The sequence below is a fragment of the Nocardia sp. CWNU-33 genome (assembly GCF_046764895.1).
GTDB lineage: Bacteria > Actinomycetota > Actinomycetes > Mycobacteriales > Mycobacteriaceae > Nocardia.
This window is the reverse complement of sequence record NZ_JBKOQN010000005.1, coordinates 121463-138009: the sequence shown is the minus strand read 5'-3', so window position 1 is coordinate 138009 and position 16547 is coordinate 121463. Positions and strand designations below refer to the sequence as shown.

13 protein-coding genes and 2 pseudogenes are annotated in these 16547 nt (G+C 67.8%); 8 read left to right on the top strand and 7 right to left on the bottom strand.

Annotated features, from left to right (window positions below; all coding sequences use genetic code 11):
* Nucleotides 1–173: 173 nt before the first annotated feature.
* Nucleotides 174–818, bottom strand: coding sequence for a hypothetical protein (locus ACLMAL_RS08435; protein WP_411998561.1), 645 nt, complete (start codon nt 816–818; stop codon nt 174–176).
* A gap of 329 nt (nt 819–1147) precedes the next feature.
* On the opposite strand from ACLMAL_RS08435, the gene ACLMAL_RS08430 reads away from it, so the two are divergent.
* Nucleotides 1148–1723, top strand: a complete 576-nt coding sequence (locus ACLMAL_RS08430; RefSeq protein WP_411998560.1) for a hypothetical protein — start codon at nt 1148–1150, stop codon at nt 1721–1723.
* A gap of 354 nt (nt 1724–2077) precedes the next feature.
* On the opposite strand, the gene ACLMAL_RS08425 is transcribed toward ACLMAL_RS08430, so the two are convergent.
* Both ACLMAL_RS08425 and cobC read right to left on the bottom strand, forming a co-directional pair.
* Nucleotides 2078–3202, bottom strand: coding sequence for a Nif3-like dinuclear metal center hexameric protein (locus tag ACLMAL_RS08425; RefSeq protein WP_411998559.1), 1125 nt, complete (start codon nt 3200–3202; stop codon nt 2078–2080).
* A gap of 421 nt (nt 3203–3623) precedes the next feature.
* On the bottom strand, nt 3624–4661 hold the full coding sequence (cobC, locus tag ACLMAL_RS08420) for an Rv2231c family pyridoxal phosphate-dependent protein CobC (RefSeq protein ID WP_411998558.1): 1038 nt from the start codon (nt 4659–4661) through the stop codon (nt 3624–3626).
* A gap of 44 nt (nt 4662–4705) precedes the next feature.
* Here cobC and ACLMAL_RS08415 point away from each other — a divergent pair.
* Nucleotides 4706–5167, top strand: a pseudogene (locus tag ACLMAL_RS08415) (low molecular weight protein-tyrosine-phosphatase); the annotation flags it as partial.
* A 296-nt stretch (nt 5168–5463) separates the two neighbouring features.
* Entirely contained in the window at nt 5464–6321 is an 858-nt protein-coding gene (locus tag ACLMAL_RS08410; protein ID WP_411998557.1) for an SURF1 family protein, read from the top strand.
* A 228-nt stretch (nt 6322–6549) separates the two neighbouring features.
* On the opposite strand, the gene ACLMAL_RS08405 is transcribed toward ACLMAL_RS08410, so the two are convergent.
* Nucleotides 6550–7473, bottom strand: a complete 924-nt coding sequence (locus ACLMAL_RS08405) for a cobalamin biosynthesis protein (protein ID WP_411998556.1) — start codon at nt 7471–7473, stop codon at nt 6550–6552.
* 467 nt (nt 7474–7940) lie between these two features.
* Here ACLMAL_RS08405 and sigJ point away from each other — a divergent pair, with 467 nt between their 5' ends.
* The gene (sigJ, locus tag ACLMAL_RS08400) at nt 7941–8918 is read left to right on the top strand and encodes an RNA polymerase sigma factor SigJ (RefSeq protein WP_411998555.1); all 978 of its coding nucleotides are present in this window, start codon (nt 7941–7943) and stop codon (nt 8916–8918) included.
* A gap of 154 nt (nt 8919–9072) precedes the next feature.
* On the opposite strand, the gene ald is transcribed toward sigJ, so the two are convergent.
* A complete protein-coding gene (ald, locus tag ACLMAL_RS08395) occupies nt 9073–10188 on the bottom strand; it encodes an alanine dehydrogenase (RefSeq protein WP_411998554.1) in 1116 nt (371 codons plus the stop codon).
* 378 nt (nt 10189–10566) lie between these two features.
* Nucleotides 10567–11334, bottom strand: a complete 768-nt coding sequence (locus ACLMAL_RS08390) for an MBL fold metallo-hydrolase (protein WP_411998553.1) — start codon at nt 11332–11334, stop codon at nt 10567–10569.
* Between the two features lie 71 nt (nt 11335–11405).
* Here ACLMAL_RS08390 and ACLMAL_RS08385 point away from each other — a divergent pair, with 71 nt between their 5' ends.
* From ACLMAL_RS08385 to ACLMAL_RS08370, 4 genes are all read left to right on the top strand, one after another.
* On the top strand, nt 11406–12398 hold the full coding sequence (locus tag ACLMAL_RS08385) for a GlxA family transcriptional regulator (RefSeq protein ID WP_411998552.1): 993 nt from the start codon (nt 11406–11408) through the stop codon (nt 12396–12398).
* A 244-nt stretch (nt 12399–12642) separates the two neighbouring features.
* Nucleotides 12643–13158, top strand: a complete 516-nt coding sequence (locus ACLMAL_RS08380) for a gamma carbonic anhydrase family protein (RefSeq protein WP_328411138.1) — start codon at nt 12643–12645, stop codon at nt 13156–13158.
* A gap of 165 nt (nt 13159–13323) precedes the next feature.
* Nucleotides 13324–13509, top strand: coding sequence for a hypothetical protein (locus ACLMAL_RS08375; RefSeq protein WP_411998551.1), 186 nt, complete (start codon nt 13324–13326; stop codon nt 13507–13509).
* A gap of 471 nt (nt 13510–13980) precedes the next feature.
* Nucleotides 13981–14604, top strand: coding sequence for a TetR/AcrR family transcriptional regulator (locus tag ACLMAL_RS08370; protein ID WP_411998550.1), 624 nt, complete (start codon nt 13981–13983; stop codon nt 14602–14604).
* A gap of 1314 nt (nt 14605–15918) precedes the next feature.
* On the opposite strand, the pseudogene ACLMAL_RS08365 reads toward ACLMAL_RS08370, so the two are convergent.
* Nucleotides 15919–16536, bottom strand: a pseudogene (locus tag ACLMAL_RS08365) (Eco57I restriction-modification methylase domain-containing protein); the annotation flags it as partial.
* Between the last annotated feature and the right edge of the window lie 11 nt (nt 16537–16547).

Genomic DNA, 16547 nt, shown 5'->3' with positions numbered 1-16547 from the left:
AGAGCACCGATCCAGCGGGCACCCGGCCACCCCGCGTGCCACACCGACCATCAGTTCCGCCGCACCGGTGCTCCTGCCCGGATACCTCCCCGCGCGAGCAGGACATGGCGGCGGCAAACCGCGACCAGCCCCGCGATCATGTCCCGTTCGTGCCGCGGGAACGGGGTTGGGGGCTAACGGCCTGGTGAGCGGGCTTTGATGGCGTCTCTGGAGATGAAGACGTCGAATTCGCCGGGTGTCCCGATGACGGCGTTGCCGTAGGCGGAGCGGACGAAAGGTTCGGTCCACCAGCGGCCTTTCCGCATATCTGCGAAGAAGTCCTGGTCGTCGCCGTTGACGAAGATCTGGTTCTGGCTGGTTGCGATGCCGTCGAGACGCTGGCCGTACAACCGGGTCACCTTGTATCCGGAGTGGAAGCCGAGCGCATTCACCCACGGCTCCAGCTCGACGATATTGGCCTGCAAGACCCACAGGTCGCCCTCGACCTGGTACTTGTCGTGCTTCTCGCCGTGTTCGTCGTCGCCGTACAGCGTGAGCTCCACCTCAAGTCGATGTTCCTGTCCCGCAACGGGACTCACCATCACATGGGCGGCCTTGACCTCGCCGCTCAGGCCCAGATACGTCTGGATCAGCGTCGCCACCCACAGCAGCACCACCGCGACGAGCAAGAGGCACAGGCCCGCCGCGCCCCGGCCGAGCAGAACCCGTAATCCGACCCTGCGCACCATCACCAACGCCGATATCAATAGTGCTAGCGCAACAAGGATCAGCAGCATCAGCCCGATCTGCACGATCCCCAGGTCTACCGGGAAATCCATGCGGTCGTTATACCCGTTTGCGCCCAACCGATTCGCCCGAACAGCCGACACTCCAGAGACACGCCGAATACGCCCGCATTAGGATCGCCGAGGGGGGCCTTCAGAGCATCCAGAGCGAGAGACCGCCTTACCGCACCACGAGGGAGCCTGATGTCCGAGACACTCGCACGAGAGCCGGACGCCCTCGGCGCGCTGTCCGTGCGGACGCAGGTCGAGGACAGTGCGAATCAACGCGGAGGACACGAGTGACAGTGCACGACTCAGGTACTGCCGCACCACGTTTCCCGATGCGGTCGCGGAAGCACCAGCAAGACATTTCGCTCCCGGTCATGCCCGATCCGGACGAGAGCATGCCGCCGAACGGTGCGCCGCTCCATCTCATCCTGCGGGAGCAGCTGCCGAGAGTGTGCAGCGAGCACGGCCGTCCTGCGGCGCAACTGCGGACCGCTCAGATCCCCTTCGTGGACCGTAGGGGCGGGGCCGAGCGCCTCACGTCGGCTCGGTTCCTGCTTCGCATCTTCTCTCGCATCGGATCGCGAGACCCGTTCAATGTCGACCCGCACATCGTGCTGCACGGCGACTGGCCGGCCTGTCCGGCATGCCTGCGCCGTGCCCGCCAATTCGTGCGGATCGGTCAATTCCTATCGGCCGCAGCGGCAATCACCGTTGTCGCCCTCGTCCTCGCGCTTCTGCAGGGTGTACGAGGGCTGGTCGTACCGCTGGTATTTGCAGTCTTCCCCGGCTGGTTTCCGGTGGGTCTGCTGTTGATCAGGGGCGCATTCGAACGCGCGGAGATCTTTGCCCATGCGCGGATGACGCCCGATAGATCACACGTCGTGATCACCGCTCATCCCGACTTCGTCAATGCCGTCCACCTCGAGCACCCGACGACCGCGACTGAATAAGGGCGCTACCCGGTCACTTCGCACGACTCGATCGACGATCCGCATGCACCGCCGCGTTCGCCTCTTCGGCACTCGGCCGGCGCAATCGCCGGGTAGGACCGCTGTCACCATCGCGACCGGCCTCGCCGCGGCCGCGTCTACGCTCTCGGCTCGGTGCCGGCTACCAGGTGCGGATGACCTCGCGCGAGTCGGCTCGTTATGAGTCGCGCTCCCTGCTCCGCGCGTGCCGATCAGTCCGGTTCGGTAATGAAACCGGAGTGCCCAAAACTGCGCACCGCTGGTCGACAGGTATAGGCGCAACAGTTTCGAGAATCCAGCCTGCCGCACAACCCACGGACCTCGGTCGGGGCGACATCAGGCGGTGGCGCACACCGTCCACGGGTCGGTACGCATCGTCGATACCCGGGTTTCGAGATCCGGCAACGCGGCGCGCACCACCGCCTCGGCTTGCGCACACCAGGGGAATTCGGTGGCCCAGTGGGCCGCATCCACGAGGGCGGGGCCGCCTCTGCGCAGGTGTTCGTCGACCGGGTGGTGGCGCAGGTCGGAGGTGACGTAGGCGTCTACGCCCAGGCGTGCTGCGGTGTTCAGGTAGGAGTCGCCCGCGCCGCCGCAGACGGCGACCGTGTGGATCATGCGGTCGGGGTCGCCTGCGGCGCGGACACCCCAGACGGTGGCAGGTAGAGCGGCCGCGACCCGAGCGGTGAAGGCGCGCAACGATTCCGGCTCCGGCAGCATGCCGACCCGGCCGATACCGAGCCCGGAAGGCAGCGGCGCACGCTCGCTGACGTGATAGGCGGGGTCCTCATAAGGATGCGCGGCGCGCAGTGCCGCAAGAATCGCGGCGCGGGCGGCGGGCGGCGCGATCACCTCGACGCGGTCTTCCTCGACCTGCTGCAGCTCACCGAGCGAACCGACCGCCGGATTCGCCCCCGCCACCGGCCGGAACTGACCGATCCCCGGCACCCGCAGCGCACAGTCCCGGTAGGAGTCGTTGCCACCCGCACCTGCGGCGAACAATGCCGCGAGCACCGCATCGGTATGCGAGCGCGGCACCTGCACCACCCAGTCGTCCACGGCGGTGTCCGGTTTCGCGTCCAGTGGGCCGGTGACGGTCAGGCCGATCGCCGAAGCCAGCGCATCGGAGACGCCCGGATCGGCAGAGTCGGCGTTGGTGTGCGCGCTGAACAACGCACAGCCGGACCGGATCAGGCGATGCAGCAACGCACCTTTCGGGGTGTCGGCGGCAACGGTGTCCACACCACGCAGTAGCAACGGATGGTGCACCACCAAAGCCTGTGCCCGCCAATCGATCGCCTCATCGATAACCGCGGCCGTCGCGTCGACAGCGAACAGCACCCGGGTCACCTCGTCGGCAGGGTCTCCACACACCAACCCGACCGAGTCCCACGACTCGGCCAGCTTCGGCGGATACGCCGAATCGAGTACTCCGATCACGTCCGCCAGCGTCGCCACCATCCGCCTTCCTCCAGTTCGCTCATGCCACAATCACTCCCGGCCCAGGCACAGCGGGCCGCAAGATTTCCGACCGCGGCTCACCTATTCGATCCACTGTCACGTGTGGTTTGCGCCGACCGCCACAATCCTTCGGCGGCAGTAGAGGTGGCCGCGCCGGCGGTGAGATTCCGGCCTCGGCATGCTCCCTGCCCTGGCCGCGACCCAGACCTGCGACTCCGGGCTGGTGATCGCGATGTGACGGTTGGACCGACCTGACGGCCACCTGCCCCATCGAATCTCGCTACCCGAGCCCCGCACCTCGCCGACCGGTCACTGCCCGCAACGCAGCCATTCGAACCCGCCACCATGCTCGTGGGCCCTCGTCCTCTGGCGCCGCAATCCACTGCGGCGGGCGAGAATTCGTGACCGGGTTCGGCCGCCATCACCAGCCCGCCGCGCGGATTCCGGCGATCAGCCGACCCACCTCTTCGGTGCCACGCACTGCGACACGAAGATAGTCGGGACCGAGGCCGGGGAAAGTGTCGGCGCGGCGGACTGCGATCCCCTGGTCCGCCAGATGCTTTCGCAGCAACTCGCCGTCCGCGACGTGCAGCAGCAGAAACGGCCCGGCGGCGGGTGTGTGGACCTCGATGCCCGCTGCCGTCAGCCGTTCGATCATCAATTCTCGTTCGACCACGAGTGCCCGAGCCCGGTTTTGTGCCTGGGCGACCGCAAACGGCGCGGCGGTGGCGGTGATGGCCTCGAGCTGCAGGGTGCCGAGCGGCCAGTGCGGGCGGCCGTGATTCAGCCGGGCGAGCAGTTCTGGTGCGCCGAGGAAGTAGCCACAACGCAGGCCCGCCAACGCCCAGGTCTTGGTGAGGCTGCGCAGTACGAGGACATCGGATGCGGCGGAGCTCGCCAGCGATTCGGTCTCTCTCGGCACCGCGTCGGCGAAGGCTTCGTCGACCACAATGGTCCGGCCGGGCCTGTGCAAGGCGCGGATCACTTCGGCGGGATGCAGCACCGAGGTCGGATTGGTCGGATTGCCGAGGACCACCAGGTCCGCCGCTTCGGGCACCGCGGCCGGGTTCAGCAGATACGGCGGCTCGAGCAGGACCCGGGTGACCGGCACGCCCGCGTCACGCAACGCCAGCTCGGGCTCGGTGAACGAGGGATGGATCACCGCGGCAAGTCCGGGCGCGAGCCGGGGCAGCATGGCGAAGCCCTCGGCCGCGCCCGCCAGCAACAACACTTGCTCCGGCGGGCGACCGTGGCGCAGCGCCACCGCCGACCTTGCCGCGAGATCCTCGGCAGCGCTCGGATAGCGGCCCAGCGAGTCCAGCCGTGCGGCCAACCGGCGGCGCAGCCAGTCCGGCGGCGCGCTGCCCTGCACGTTCACCGCGAAATCGAACATGCCCGGGCGCGCGTCCACGTCGCCGTGGTGGCGCAGTTTCGCATGATCGACGCTGTCCTCGGGCACAAGAAAACACCCTACGTGGCGGCCCGCAGGCAGCACCGGCCAGAATGGCTGTCGTGGCTGAGCTGCACGTGTCGTTCGTCTGTACCGGAAACATCTGCCGATCGCCGATGGCGGAGAAGATGTTCGCGGGGCATCTGTACCGCGCTGGTCTTGCCGACCAGGTGCGGGTCAGCAGCGCGGGCACCACCGCATGGCATGTCGGCGACGACGCCGATCCGCGCACCACCGCGACATTGCGCAGGCACGGCTACCCGACCGGTCACGTCGCGGCCGTTTTCGGCGACGAGCACCGCGACGCCGACCTGCTGATCGCCCTCGACACCGGCCACGAACGCGAGCTCGCCCGCCTGGGCGTGCCCTCCGACCGACGCAGACTCCTGCGCAGCTTCGACCCCGCCGCCGACGGTCCGAATGTCCCCGACCCGTACTACGGCAGCACGGCCGACTTCGAACTCGTTCGTGACCAGATCGAGGCGGCCATCCCCGGCCTGCTGGATTGGGTCCGCACGGCGCTCGACACCCGCACCGCGGCCAACGGACCGGAAGCGGGGAAAGCAGGGCTCGACGCCAGCGATGAACCGGCGCTCGATGCCGCACCCGACATCGGCAATGCTGCGGACGAACCGGACACCGCACGCGAGCCGGCACCAGACGCCGGCAACGCGGTGGACGAACCAGAACCCACACGCGAACCGGCTCCCGACGCCACACCTGTGCCGCCCCTTCGGCACGCCGACGCCCGCGCCGCCGTCGAGCCGACCGCTATCCGATACGCCGCGCAACCGGTCACCGACAGACGCTCATGATCCGCAGACTGACGTTTCTCCTACGCCCCAGCTGGCTGATTCTCGCCGTGCTGGTGGCCGCTTTCGCCTACCTCTGCTTCACGGTGCTCGCGCCGTGGCAACTGGGCAAGAACACCGCCACGTCGCATCGCAATCAGCTCATCGCCGACTCGGTGGATGCCGCACCGATCGACATCACCGCTGTCCTCGACAGCAAGGACACCGACTCACCCGCCGAGTGGCGACGGGTGACCGCAACAGGCACCTATCTCCCCGATTCGACGGTGTTGGTCCGGCTGCGCCACCTCGACGGCGCCCCCGCCTACGCTGTGCTGTCGACCTTCCGGCTCGACGGCGCCAGGATCCTGCTCGTCGACCGCGGCCTCGTCGCCGCCGTCGACGGCACCCGCCCACCCCAGATCCCCGACCCACCCGCCGGATCGCAGCACATCGAGGCCAGGGTGCGCATGTCCGAGGGCGTCACCCCCGGCAAAGACCCGTCCGTCCAAGACGGCTACCGCCAGGTCTACTCGATCGACACCACCCAGGAAACAACCGTCCTGCAGCAGCCACTGACCGCCATCCCCACCGGCGAACGGGGCGGCTATCTCCAACTCGACGAGAACCAGCCCGGCGCCTTCACCCCCACCCCCCTCCCCCAACTCGACGCGGGCCCATACCTCTCCTACGGCCTCCAATGGCTGGCCTTCGGCATCATGGCCCCCCTCGGCCTCGGCTACTTCGTCTACGCCGAAATCCGCGAACGCCGCAAAGAAAAGGCCACCACCACCGCACCGCCCACCGAAACGCCCACCCCCACAACAGCTCCCACCAAGGAACAACGCCTGGCCGATCGCTACGGCGGCAACCGCTAACCATCAGACTCCCGACGAACGAGACATCGCTGCGGCCAACACCGAGCGCCACCTCTGTCATATCCCGTTCGTCACCCAATTCCGGGCCGGTGGCGACTGGCCGGGCATGGACATTGCCCAGCAGGTAGCGCAGGAAAATCTTCGGAGTCGGTCGCGGTGCGCACCCACATGGTGGTGGGGAACATCCGCGGGTTGCGGAAACCGTGTGCCGCTCGGTGCGGAGATCGGTCAGCGGGGAGGGCGCAGGAATGACCAGAGGGCGGTGGTGAGGACAGCGCCGAGTTGGACGGCTTCCGACATCCGGACGGCGCGGCGGAGGTCCGCTACCGCGGGGGGTGGGCCTTCGCCGAGGATGGGACGCAGTTCGGTGCCGTAGCGGTATTGGGTGCGGCCGCCGAGGCGGACGCCCAGTGCGCCTGCCATCGATGCTTCGACGACGCCCGCGTTGGGGCTGGGGTGTTTGGCGGCGTCGTGGTGCCAGGCGCGCAGTGCGGCGGCGGGGCGGCCACCGACCACGGGGGACAGTGCCGCGGTGAGCAGGCCGGTGAGGCGGGCGGGCAGCAGGTTTGCCAGGTCGTCGGTCCGGGCGGCGGCCCAGCCGAAACGTTCGTAGCGATCGTTGTGGTAGCCGATCATGGCGTCGAGGGTGTTGATCGCGCGGTAGCCGAGCAGGCCGGGCACCCCGGCGACCGCGCCCCACACCAGCGGTGCCACCGCCGCGTCGGAGGTGTTCTCGGCAATGGATTCCACTGCGGCGCGGGCCAATCCGTCCGCGTCGAGCACCTCGGGATCCCGCCCGCACAGCGAGGGCAGCAACGCCCGTGCGGCGGGCAGATCGCCGGATTCGAGGCAGTCGGCCATCTGTCTTCCGGCCCGCGCCAGACTGCGGCCGCCGAGCACCGTCCACGTGGCCAGCGCGGTGGCAACAAGCCCACCACGCCGAGCACCGACACCGACCGCGACAATCGCGCCCACCGACAGCACCTCGTGCAGCACTCCGGCCGACCGCCGATCGGCATAGGTCACCGCTTCGAGCGCGCTTGCCGCCGAACCGAACCCGGCCACCGGATGCCACCGCCGCGGATCACCGAACGCGCGGTCGAGCGCGAACCCGAGCAGCAGCCCAGCAGCGGTCGAGGTCCCCGTGTGCACCCGGCGAGGTTAGCCGGTACCGGCCACGCGTCAACGGCCACACCGTCGAACCGCACCACGCCGCATGGCACAGCCCACCCGACCCGAACCCGGCACCACCGGTACTAACCGTTCGAACGCTCCGGATTCCCACTCGATTCAACGGCCCGTTCGACTCCGGCAACCGCAGCTGCGTGGGTGGGTTACTTGCCGAACAGTGCGATATAACGAGGATCCTGCGCAGGGCCGCCGCTGGACGACCCGCCCGGCCAGATCACCCTCACACCTCGGATACCGCACAATCCTCGGTTGCGACCACCGAACAGGGACCGCGGGTGGGCCCACCTCACCGCAGCGCACTCCCCGCAACCTGCGTGTCCGCACGGCGTGTCGTCGTGTGTCACACTCTGCTGCCCTGAGTCGTCATCCTGATGACTCCCCCATAGACTCGCCCCCGACAGGGGCCGCACGACCGAACGGCGAGACCAGTGACTTCCGATCAGCCCTCCGCATCCGAGCCCATCGACCAGGCCGAGTTGGCCAGGCAGTTCGAGGAGCAGCGGCCGTATTTGCGCCGGCTCGCCTACAGCAATCTCGGCAGCCTCACCGACGCCGACGACGTGGTGCAGGAGGCGTGGCTGCGACTGCAGCGCCAGCACGAGTCGGGCAAGGCGGGCGAGATCGACAACCTGCGGGCCTGGCTGACCACGGTGACCGGCCGGCTGGCGTTGGACTACCTCGGCTCGGCCAGGGTGCGCCGCGAGCAATACGTCGGCGAATGGCTTCCCGAGCCCGAGGTGACGAGCTGGGATGATCCCGCCGACCGCATCACCCAGGACGAGCGGGTCACCACGGCCCTGCTGGTGGTCCTCGAATCCCTGTCCCCCGCCGAACGCACCGCGTTCGTCCTACAGGATGTGTTCGGTATGACCGGCCCCGAGGTCGCCGATGTGGTCGGGCGCACGCCGGCGGCGGTTCGTCAGCTCGCCTCGCGCGCACGCAAGCGCATCGAGGACGGGACGCCGCGTTTTCCCGCGTCGCCGGACGAGCAGGAGAAGGTGGTCTCGGCGTTCGCGGTGGCGTGGCGGTCCGGTGACCTGAGCGCCTTGCTCGGCGTGCTGGATTCCGAGGTCAGCCTCACCGCCGATGGCGGCGGCAAGGTGCCCGCGATCCGGCAGCCGGTGCACGGTGCCGAGCTGGTCGCGAAACTGCTGCTCGGCTGGTACCACGCACCATCGGCGGCAGGCGCGTGGGGCCGTGCGGTCCTGGTCAACGGTCAGCCCGGCCTTGTCGTCTTCGACGGCACCCACACCGGCGTCTTCGCGTTCACCGTCGACGCGGGCCGCATCGTCGCCATCGACGTGGTCCGCAACCCGGATAAGCTGCACGACCTGCCGACCACCGGCGCCCCCGACTGGTACCTCGGTCAAAACCCCGACGAGGCCGGTTCTGCCGGCACCGAATAGCCACCGCCAACGGGCGGTTTCCCGCCAGGGAAGCCGCCCGTTCACCTGTCCGAAGACCGTCTTCCCACAGCCGGTTTCGTCGACATCCGGGCCGCACCTACTGCCTCGTCGAGCCGGGGTCTCTGTGCGCGGCAGCGATGTCCACATGGTCGGATCAGCCGGCCGAGCCCACAGGCTTCAATACCGGGTATCCGTGTGCGGCAGCGACTTCCGCCGAGAGCAGATGTCCCGCGTCGGCGGTCAGGCCGCGCGCCAGGTCGGGGTGTTCGGCGCAGGCTCGAGGCCAGCCGTGGTCGGCGATGGCGCGCACATAGGGCAGTGTCGCGTTGGTGAGCGCGACGGTCGCGGTGTGCGGGACCGCGCCCGGCATATTGGCCACGCAGTAGAACAGTGAATCGGCCACGCGGAAAGTGGGATTCGCGTGTGTCGTCGGACGGGAGCTGGTGAAGCAGCCGCCCTGGTCGATGGCGATGTCCACCAGCACCGAGCCGGGGCGCATGCCCGCGACCAGCTCGTCGGAGACCAATTTCGGTGTCCGCGTGCCCGGCACCAGCACCGAGCCGATGACCAGATCCGCCGCAAGCACCGCCTGCGCAATCGCGACCGTGTTCGATGCGAGAGTGGTTATGCGCCCGTCGAATTGGGCGTCCAGCTCGCGTAGCCGGACCAAATTAGTATCGAGCACAGTCACTTTTGCGCCCATACCGGCGGCGACCGCGGCCGAATTGCTTCCCGCGACGCCCCCACCGAGCACCACCACGTCCGCCGGTCGCACCCCCGGCACGCCGCCGAGCAGTAGCCCGGCGCCGCCGAGCGGCGCCATCAGATGATACGCGCCGACCTGAGGGCCGAGCTTCCCCGCGACCTCGCTCATCGGCGCGAGCAGTGGCAACGAGCCATCGGCCGCACGCACCATCTCATAGGCGATGGCGGTGCTGCCCGAGCGCAGAATCGCATCGGTGCATTCGCGGGACGCGGCCAGATGCAGGTAGGTGAACAGCACCTGTTCCGGCCGCATCCGCGCATACTCCGGCGCGATCGGCTCCTTCACCTTCAGCACCAGCTCGGCCTCCCACCACAGCTGGTCGGCGTCGGGCACCGTCCGCACCCCGGCCGCGGCATAGTCGGAATCGGCGAACCCCGACCCCACCCCCGCGCCTGCCTCGATCAACACCTCGTGTCCGTGCCGCACCAGCTCCCCGGCTCCCGCCGGCGTCAGCGCCACCCGAAACTCCTGCTCCTTGACCTCCCGCGGTACTCCGATCCTCATACCGCCATCGTGGACCACACATCCTCCCGATGCCACGAACGCCGCGCGGTCGACCCCGGCGAACCTCCGACCTCCACGAGCGGCACCCTCGTGCGCACTCGCGTTCTGCCGCAACCAGGTGCCGCTACCGAAGGCTATTGCGGTTCGGGACGTGAAAGTTGGGTGAGGTGGCCGCTACCCCGATGCCGCGTAAGGCACAGCGGTGCTCACATCGCGATCATCCGACCGGGCTCGGACGAACAGCCGACCCAGCAATCAGAACTGCGGCAACCTCGAGGCACCACGTGAGCAGAGCCGCGCTCCACGCTCCGACGAAGAGTCGACCCTGCGATCAAAGCTGTGGTGGCCTCGAGGCCGTGCGTTCGGACAGGGCCGCGTTCAAACCGTGAATATCCGGCCGGGCTGCGGGATGCGGAGTTGGTCGGCGCGGCCGCCGTAGGCGAAGACACGGGCGAGGTGGTCGAGGGATTCGGTGAAGTGGCCCCACCCTTCGGCGTGCACCGGGATGATGGCCGCGTCGCCGAGGTGTTCGGCGGCTTGGAGGGCGGTGCGGGCATTGAGGGTGACGTCGGTGTCGCCGAAACGGCCGACGTTGGCGGCGCCCACATTCAGAATGGCGATGTCGATGCGACCGATGCGCTGGACAATCTGCTCGACGAAAGCGACCGACGCGTTGTCACCGGAGACATACACCGTCGGCAGACCCTCGGCCTGCAGCACGAAACCGGTGACGACACCGCTGAACGGTTCGCACCCCTCGGGTCCATGCAGCGCGGGAACCGCGGTCACCCGGACTTCGCCGACCGTCACGGTCTCCCAGTTCGCCAGTCCTCGAACGCCGTTCACGCGGCCGGCCGCATCCGGCGTGGACAGCACGGTCTCGACGGTGGCAAGGAACTCGCGACCGGAATTGTCGAGGTTGTCGGCGTGCTGGTCATGCGAGAGCAGCACCACGTCCACGGATCCGACCTGCTCGAGCGGCACCGCGGGACCGGTGAGCTTGTGCAGGGTGATCGGGCCCTGGTAGTCACCCGGCGCATCGAAGGTGGGGTCGGTCAGCCAGGTCAGACCTGCGTACCGGAAGCGCAGGGTCGGCCCGCCGATGTGCAGGGCCTCGAGGGTGGTGCGTTCGATCGTTTCGCTCATGACGTCGATATTTGCCGATACGTTGCCTCGAAACCAGTGGCCCGAGTGCCATCTACCGCTAAAATCGGGCCATGCATTCTGTCGCGGTTCTGGCCTTCGAGAACGTCAGCCCGTTCCATCTCTCGGTACCGTCCCTGGTATTCGGACGCGTCGGCGCGGACGGCCGCGCACCGTACCGAGTCGACGTATGTGCCGAGCGCCCAGGCGCTCTGAGCACGCCGGCCGGATTCGACATCGACGTCAAGCACGGCCTCGAGGTCTTGGAGCGGGCCGACACCGTGGTGATTCCCAGCTGGCCGCGCGGCGCCGCGATATCCGATGACCTGCGCACGGCACTGCACGGCGCGCACGCACGCGGTGCGCGGATCGTCGGCCTGTGCCTCGGCTCCTGGGCGGTGGCCGCAAGCGGCCTCGCCGATGGACGCGAGGTGACCACGCACTGGTCGGCTGCCGCCGATCTGGCCCGCGCCTACCCCGCGGTCCTGGTGCGCGCCGACCGACTGTGGTCGGATCTCGGCGACCTCGTCACCTCCGCCGGGGTCGCCGCCGCGCTCGACTGCTGCCTGCACCTGGTGCGCACCGATTTCGGCAGCCGCGAAGCGGCCCAACTGGCCAGAGCATTGGTCACCGCACCGCACCGCAGTGGCTCACAGGCCCAATACATCCCGATTGCCGTACCCGATGCTACCGACGACGATCCCATCGAACACGCAATGGTCTGGGCCCGAACACATCTCGGCGATCCGATCGATCTGGACGGCTGGGCTGCCGTCGCGCTGATGTCTCGGCGCACCTTCACCCGACATTTCCGCGACCGTACCGGAAGCAGCCCGCAGCAGTGGCTGCTGCACCAGCGCGCCGACCGCGCTCGACTGCTACTGGAATCCACCGCCGACACCATGGATCGCATCGCCGCCGAAGCCGGGTTCGGCACTGCCGTCAGCCTGCGCCATCACTTCCATCGCATCCTGGGCACCAGTCCCGCCGCCCACCGCGCCATGTTCCACTCCGCCGCGGCGGACATTCCGCGCACCGGCGCGAGTCTCGATCGCAGTGCGGGCTGACGGGCACATCGGCCCCAGCTTGTCCTGCCCGCGACAGGTGGGTTTACCTCGGTTCTCATTGCTTCCCGCACGCGCCCTCGCGTCGAATACGGCACTTCGAGCAGCCACCGTGCGAGCGACCCGCAATCCAGCCGAGCGAACATTCGGCACCGACAGCCCGACGCGGATCGTCGACGCACACGCTCCGGCCCGGCGAACTCGGGGCGCTGCGCAGCTGCCGCGGCGGCGTAGCTACGTTTTGCGCATGAGGATTCAGGTGGGCGAGTTTGCGCCGGAGGTCGACGACAGTGCGTGGATCGCACCCAATGCGACCGTGATCGGGCGCGTGCAGCTCGCGGCCGAGGTGAGCGTTTGGTACAGCGCGGTGGTGCGTGCCGACCTGGAGGCGATCAGCATCGGCGCCCGCACCAACATTCAGGACGGCTGCGTGCTGCATGCCGATCCCGGTTTTCCACTGACAGTGGGTACGGGAGTTTCGGTGGGGCACAACGCGATTCTGCACGGCTGCACGATCGGCGACGATGTGCTGGTCGGCATGGGTGCGACGGTGCTCAATGGCGCGGTGATCGGCGCGGGCTGCCTGATCGCCGCCAACGCGCTCATTCCCGAGGGCGCCCACATTCCGCCGGGCTCGCTGGTGGCAGGCGTGCCGGGCAAGGTCCGCCGTGAACTCAGCGCAGCCGAGCAGGATGGCCTGCGGCTCGGTGCCGCTGTGTACCTTCACAACACGGTCGATCACCGCGACGCGAAGATCCTGTGAGACAGCGCACACTCATCAAATGTCCACTAGGAATGGCTGATAACATTTTGCCAGCGTGCCCGGCGTCCCGGGATCCGCTGCCGACACAGCCGACGTGCGGCTTGTAGCGCAGAGTCGATCCCATCGGGACGGCGGGCGCGGAGCGTGCGGGCAGGAGGTATCACGGTGGCGTACGGACAGACGAGTATGCACCGGCCGAAGGGGCGGCTCAGCGTGGCCGACATCGCGGCCCAACCGGGCGGAATCGAGGCGCTACAGCGCCGAGTTCACGAATTACGTTCCAGTGGCGTCGATTTCGCGGCCAATGCGATCGAACAAGAGATGGCGGCGCTGGACCTACCGCACCCGTGATGTCCGATCACCGCCGCGTCGTTCAGATGCTGCGGTGATCATCTTCATTGCAGTCTCGCGCTGGAGGCCGAAATACCTGGTCCGGCAACAGTTCACGACACGAGCCAATATTTGAAGCAGCGCCGCCACCGCGAGATATCCAGTCCGACAAAGACTTTCCGCCTGACAAATGCGGAATCTTCGCCGACTGCGCAGTCAGCGTTGTGCGCACGACCCCCGCCGCCGGCGATGCCGGACACCGGCCGCGCCGCCCGCGTGCCGGTGGCGAGCACTCCGCTCGATGGACAGCTCCGACGGCGCTTGGGCAACATCGATCACGACTCAGTGAGATGATTCATACGCGTTTCACTCACGCTTTCGCGAATCCTCGGCCAATCCGCCGCAACCCGGTGAAATAATGAACATCCATCATCCGCACCGTCGCGGCGCCGCGCACTCTTCGGCGCCCGCGCCGAATCGACTGGAGACCCGATGCCCACCGTCCCGCCCATGCTCCAGCGCATCCTTGACAACCCGGTCAAGGACGGCGAGAAGCTACTGGAGAGCGCGCTGTCGGCATTCCTGGACTTCGGGATCAAGCGCACCAGCATGGGCGAGATCGCCCGCCGCGCCGGCATCAGCCCAGCTACCCTCTATCGCCGCTTCGAATCGAAGAACGAACTGGTCGAAGCGGTGAGTGTGCGAGAGGCACAGCGCTTCGTCACCGAGATCGATGAGCGGGTGCGCACCGTCGCCGGCAGTGACAACCAACTGGTGGAGATCTTCGCCGCGTTCATCAGCGCGATCGCCGGCAACGAACTGCTGCGCAGGCTGCTGCGCACCGAACCCGACCTCATCCTGCCGCGGCTCACCACGGAGGCCGCACCGATCATTGCCGTCGGCCGCACCTACCTCGCCGTGAAGCTGCGGGAATTACGGACCGACGACGGCTCCGATGATTTCGACGCCGACCTGGTCGCCGAGATCATGGCCCGGCTCGCCCTCTCGCTGGCCCTGACCCCCGACGGGCTCATTCCGCTCGACGATGTCGAGGCCGGACGTGACTTCGCCCGCCGGATCCTGCTGCCGATGGTCGGGGTCCGCACCACAGCCTGACCGCAGCCCGAACGCCGCGGCCACCCGCTCGTTCAACTCACGCACCGACTCGGCATCGGGTACCCGCCCGTCGTCGACGAATTCGGTGACCAACTCGACGACCCCGCCCGAGCGCGCCGGGTCCGGCAACGGCAGCCGCGACACGTACTGGGTAATCCACCGCCGCCGACCCGAGTACAGTCGATTCCCGCATACCGCATCGTAGAAGTGCAGGCCGAGCGCCGAATTCGCCACACCCATCAGCAGATACGCCAGCTGCTCCGCGTCACCGTGCATTCCGATGTCCGCCAGTGACATCCAATAACAATCCCCATTCACCACCGCCCCCGACCGATCAAGAGCAAACCGCGGCCGCTCGCTGATATCGGGAAACACCACCTTCGGCACCCGCCACAAATGCGGGCGCTGCGGCACCCAGATCTCGAACCACTCACGCCCACCGTCCGTCACATATTTCCGACCGGCCAGTATTTCCTCATAGGTCCGCAAATACGCTGCGGCACCGGGAAATTCGCTCAGGTCGACCGGGATGCGCCGCGACCGAGTCGTGTCATAGGGATACAACACACGAGTGCCACGACCGCCGGAGACCCGCCACGGCCGGAGGTCATGATGAGTGATCAAGTCGAACAACAACTCCGACTCCGGACACGGCTCCACCTCCTCCCACCGATCCGAAATGAACACCCGATCCGCCGTCGTCTTGATCCCCACCCGAATCCGCGCTATCTCCCCGAATGTCCGCCAGGTCCCGACCCCCACTTGGCCCAACCAGTCGTCCAATCCCGGCCGCGACATCCGCCATGCCCGCCCCGCCGCAGCGGTCCACCCAGAACCACGCAACTCACGACTGACGAATTGCCCGTCGACCCCGCACACCCCCACCACCCGAGCAACATCCGAGTCCCCCGGCACCGAATTCCCGGCACCATTCGCACCGCCGCCGACTACGGCTCCACCGTCACCGATACTGCCGGCGCCGTCCTCGGCACCGGTCCGAGCGCCAGTAACAGCAGCGGTCCGGGGAGCACCGCTCACCTCCGCGTCGGTGTCGACCGATAACGAGGCGACGACTCCCCGATCATCGGAGCCGAACTCGCCGGTCGCCAGCGTGCCCACTGCTACCGCGAAGATACGACCGTTATGTGCGACGAAACGGCCCCGATCCTCGGTCAATGCTTCGAATAGCTCTGTGCCGCTAACAGTTTCGCATGCGGGGACCTCATAGGCCGATACATAGCGGCAGGTTTCGCGGCGCGCAGTGCGCGTAGCGATCGTGACGGCGGGCAGCACGGCGGCCTCGAAAAGCTTGGTGTCGCCGAGGTCGTACAGCTCGATCGGAGCCAACTCCGACAGCAGCAATCCTCGAATGTTCGCGCCGGCCTTGGTGGTGAGAAAGCGGTTGGCGCACAACAATCCGAGTACCCCACCCGAGCACAGCAAGCGCGGTGCAATCGCGACGAACGGATGGGTGAGATCGATTCGGCCCCGCAACCCGAACTGCTTGCTCAGCAACTGCGCTGTCGCACCACCCAGCTGCTGGGTGCGCACATACGGCGGATTGGTGATGATGGCGTCGAAGCAGGCATCCGTAATGTCCTCGGACACTGTGAGAAAGTCGCCGACATGCCAGTCGACAACGACCCCCGCGGTGCAGGCCCGCTCGCGCGCCACCGTCAGCGCCTCGCTGTCGAGGTCGTAGCCGACCAACTCCACCCGCACCTCCGGCAGCCGGATAGCGGCCTCCCGTTGTAGCGCCAGCAGCAGCTCGCCGTCCCCGCAGGCCGGATCGAGTACCCGGAGTGCAGCAGAATTCCGTGGTCGCGGCATATGTTCGAGTAGCCGCTGCGCCAGAAATCGCGCCAGCGCAGGCGGGGTGTAGTGCCTGCCGTGCCGTTTGCGATCCCGCGCAGCGGCGGTCTCGGAACCCATGTCAGGGATTG

Excerpts from the sequence above, each read along its gene's own strand:
- ald (WP_411998554.1), bottom strand. The coding sequence starts at position 10,188 with ATGAGGATCGGAGTACCGCGGGAGGTCAAGGAGCAGGAGTTTCGGGTG.
- ACLMAL_RS08380 (WP_328411138.1), top strand. The coding sequence starts at position 12,643 with ATGAGGATTCAGGTGGGCGAGTTTGCGCCGGAGGTCGACGACAGTGCG.
- ACLMAL_RS08425 (WP_411998559.1), bottom strand. The coding sequence starts at position 3,202 with ATGGTGGCGACGCTGGCGGACGTGATCGGAGTACTCGATTCGGCGTAT.
- ACLMAL_RS08370 (WP_411998550.1), top strand. The coding sequence starts at position 13,981 with ATGCCCACCGTCCCGCCCATGCTCCAGCGCATCCTTGACAACCCGGTC.
- ACLMAL_RS08410 (WP_411998557.1), top strand. The coding sequence starts at position 5,464 with ATGATCCGCAGACTGACGTTTCTCCTACGCCCCAGCTGGCTGATTCTC.
- ACLMAL_RS08435 (WP_411998561.1), bottom strand. The coding sequence starts at position 818 with ATGGATTTCCCGGTAGACCTGGGGATCGTGCAGATCGGGCTGATGCTG.
- ACLMAL_RS08390 (WP_411998553.1), bottom strand. The coding sequence starts at position 11,334 with ATGAGCGAAACGATCGAACGCACCACCCTCGAGGCCCTGCACATCGGC.
- ACLMAL_RS08385 (WP_411998552.1), top strand. The coding sequence starts at position 11,406 with ATGCATTCTGTCGCGGTTCTGGCCTTCGAGAACGTCAGCCCGTTCCAT.
- ACLMAL_RS08430 (WP_411998560.1), top strand. The coding sequence starts at position 1,148 with ATGCCCGATCCGGACGAGAGCATGCCGCCGAACGGTGCGCCGCTCCAT.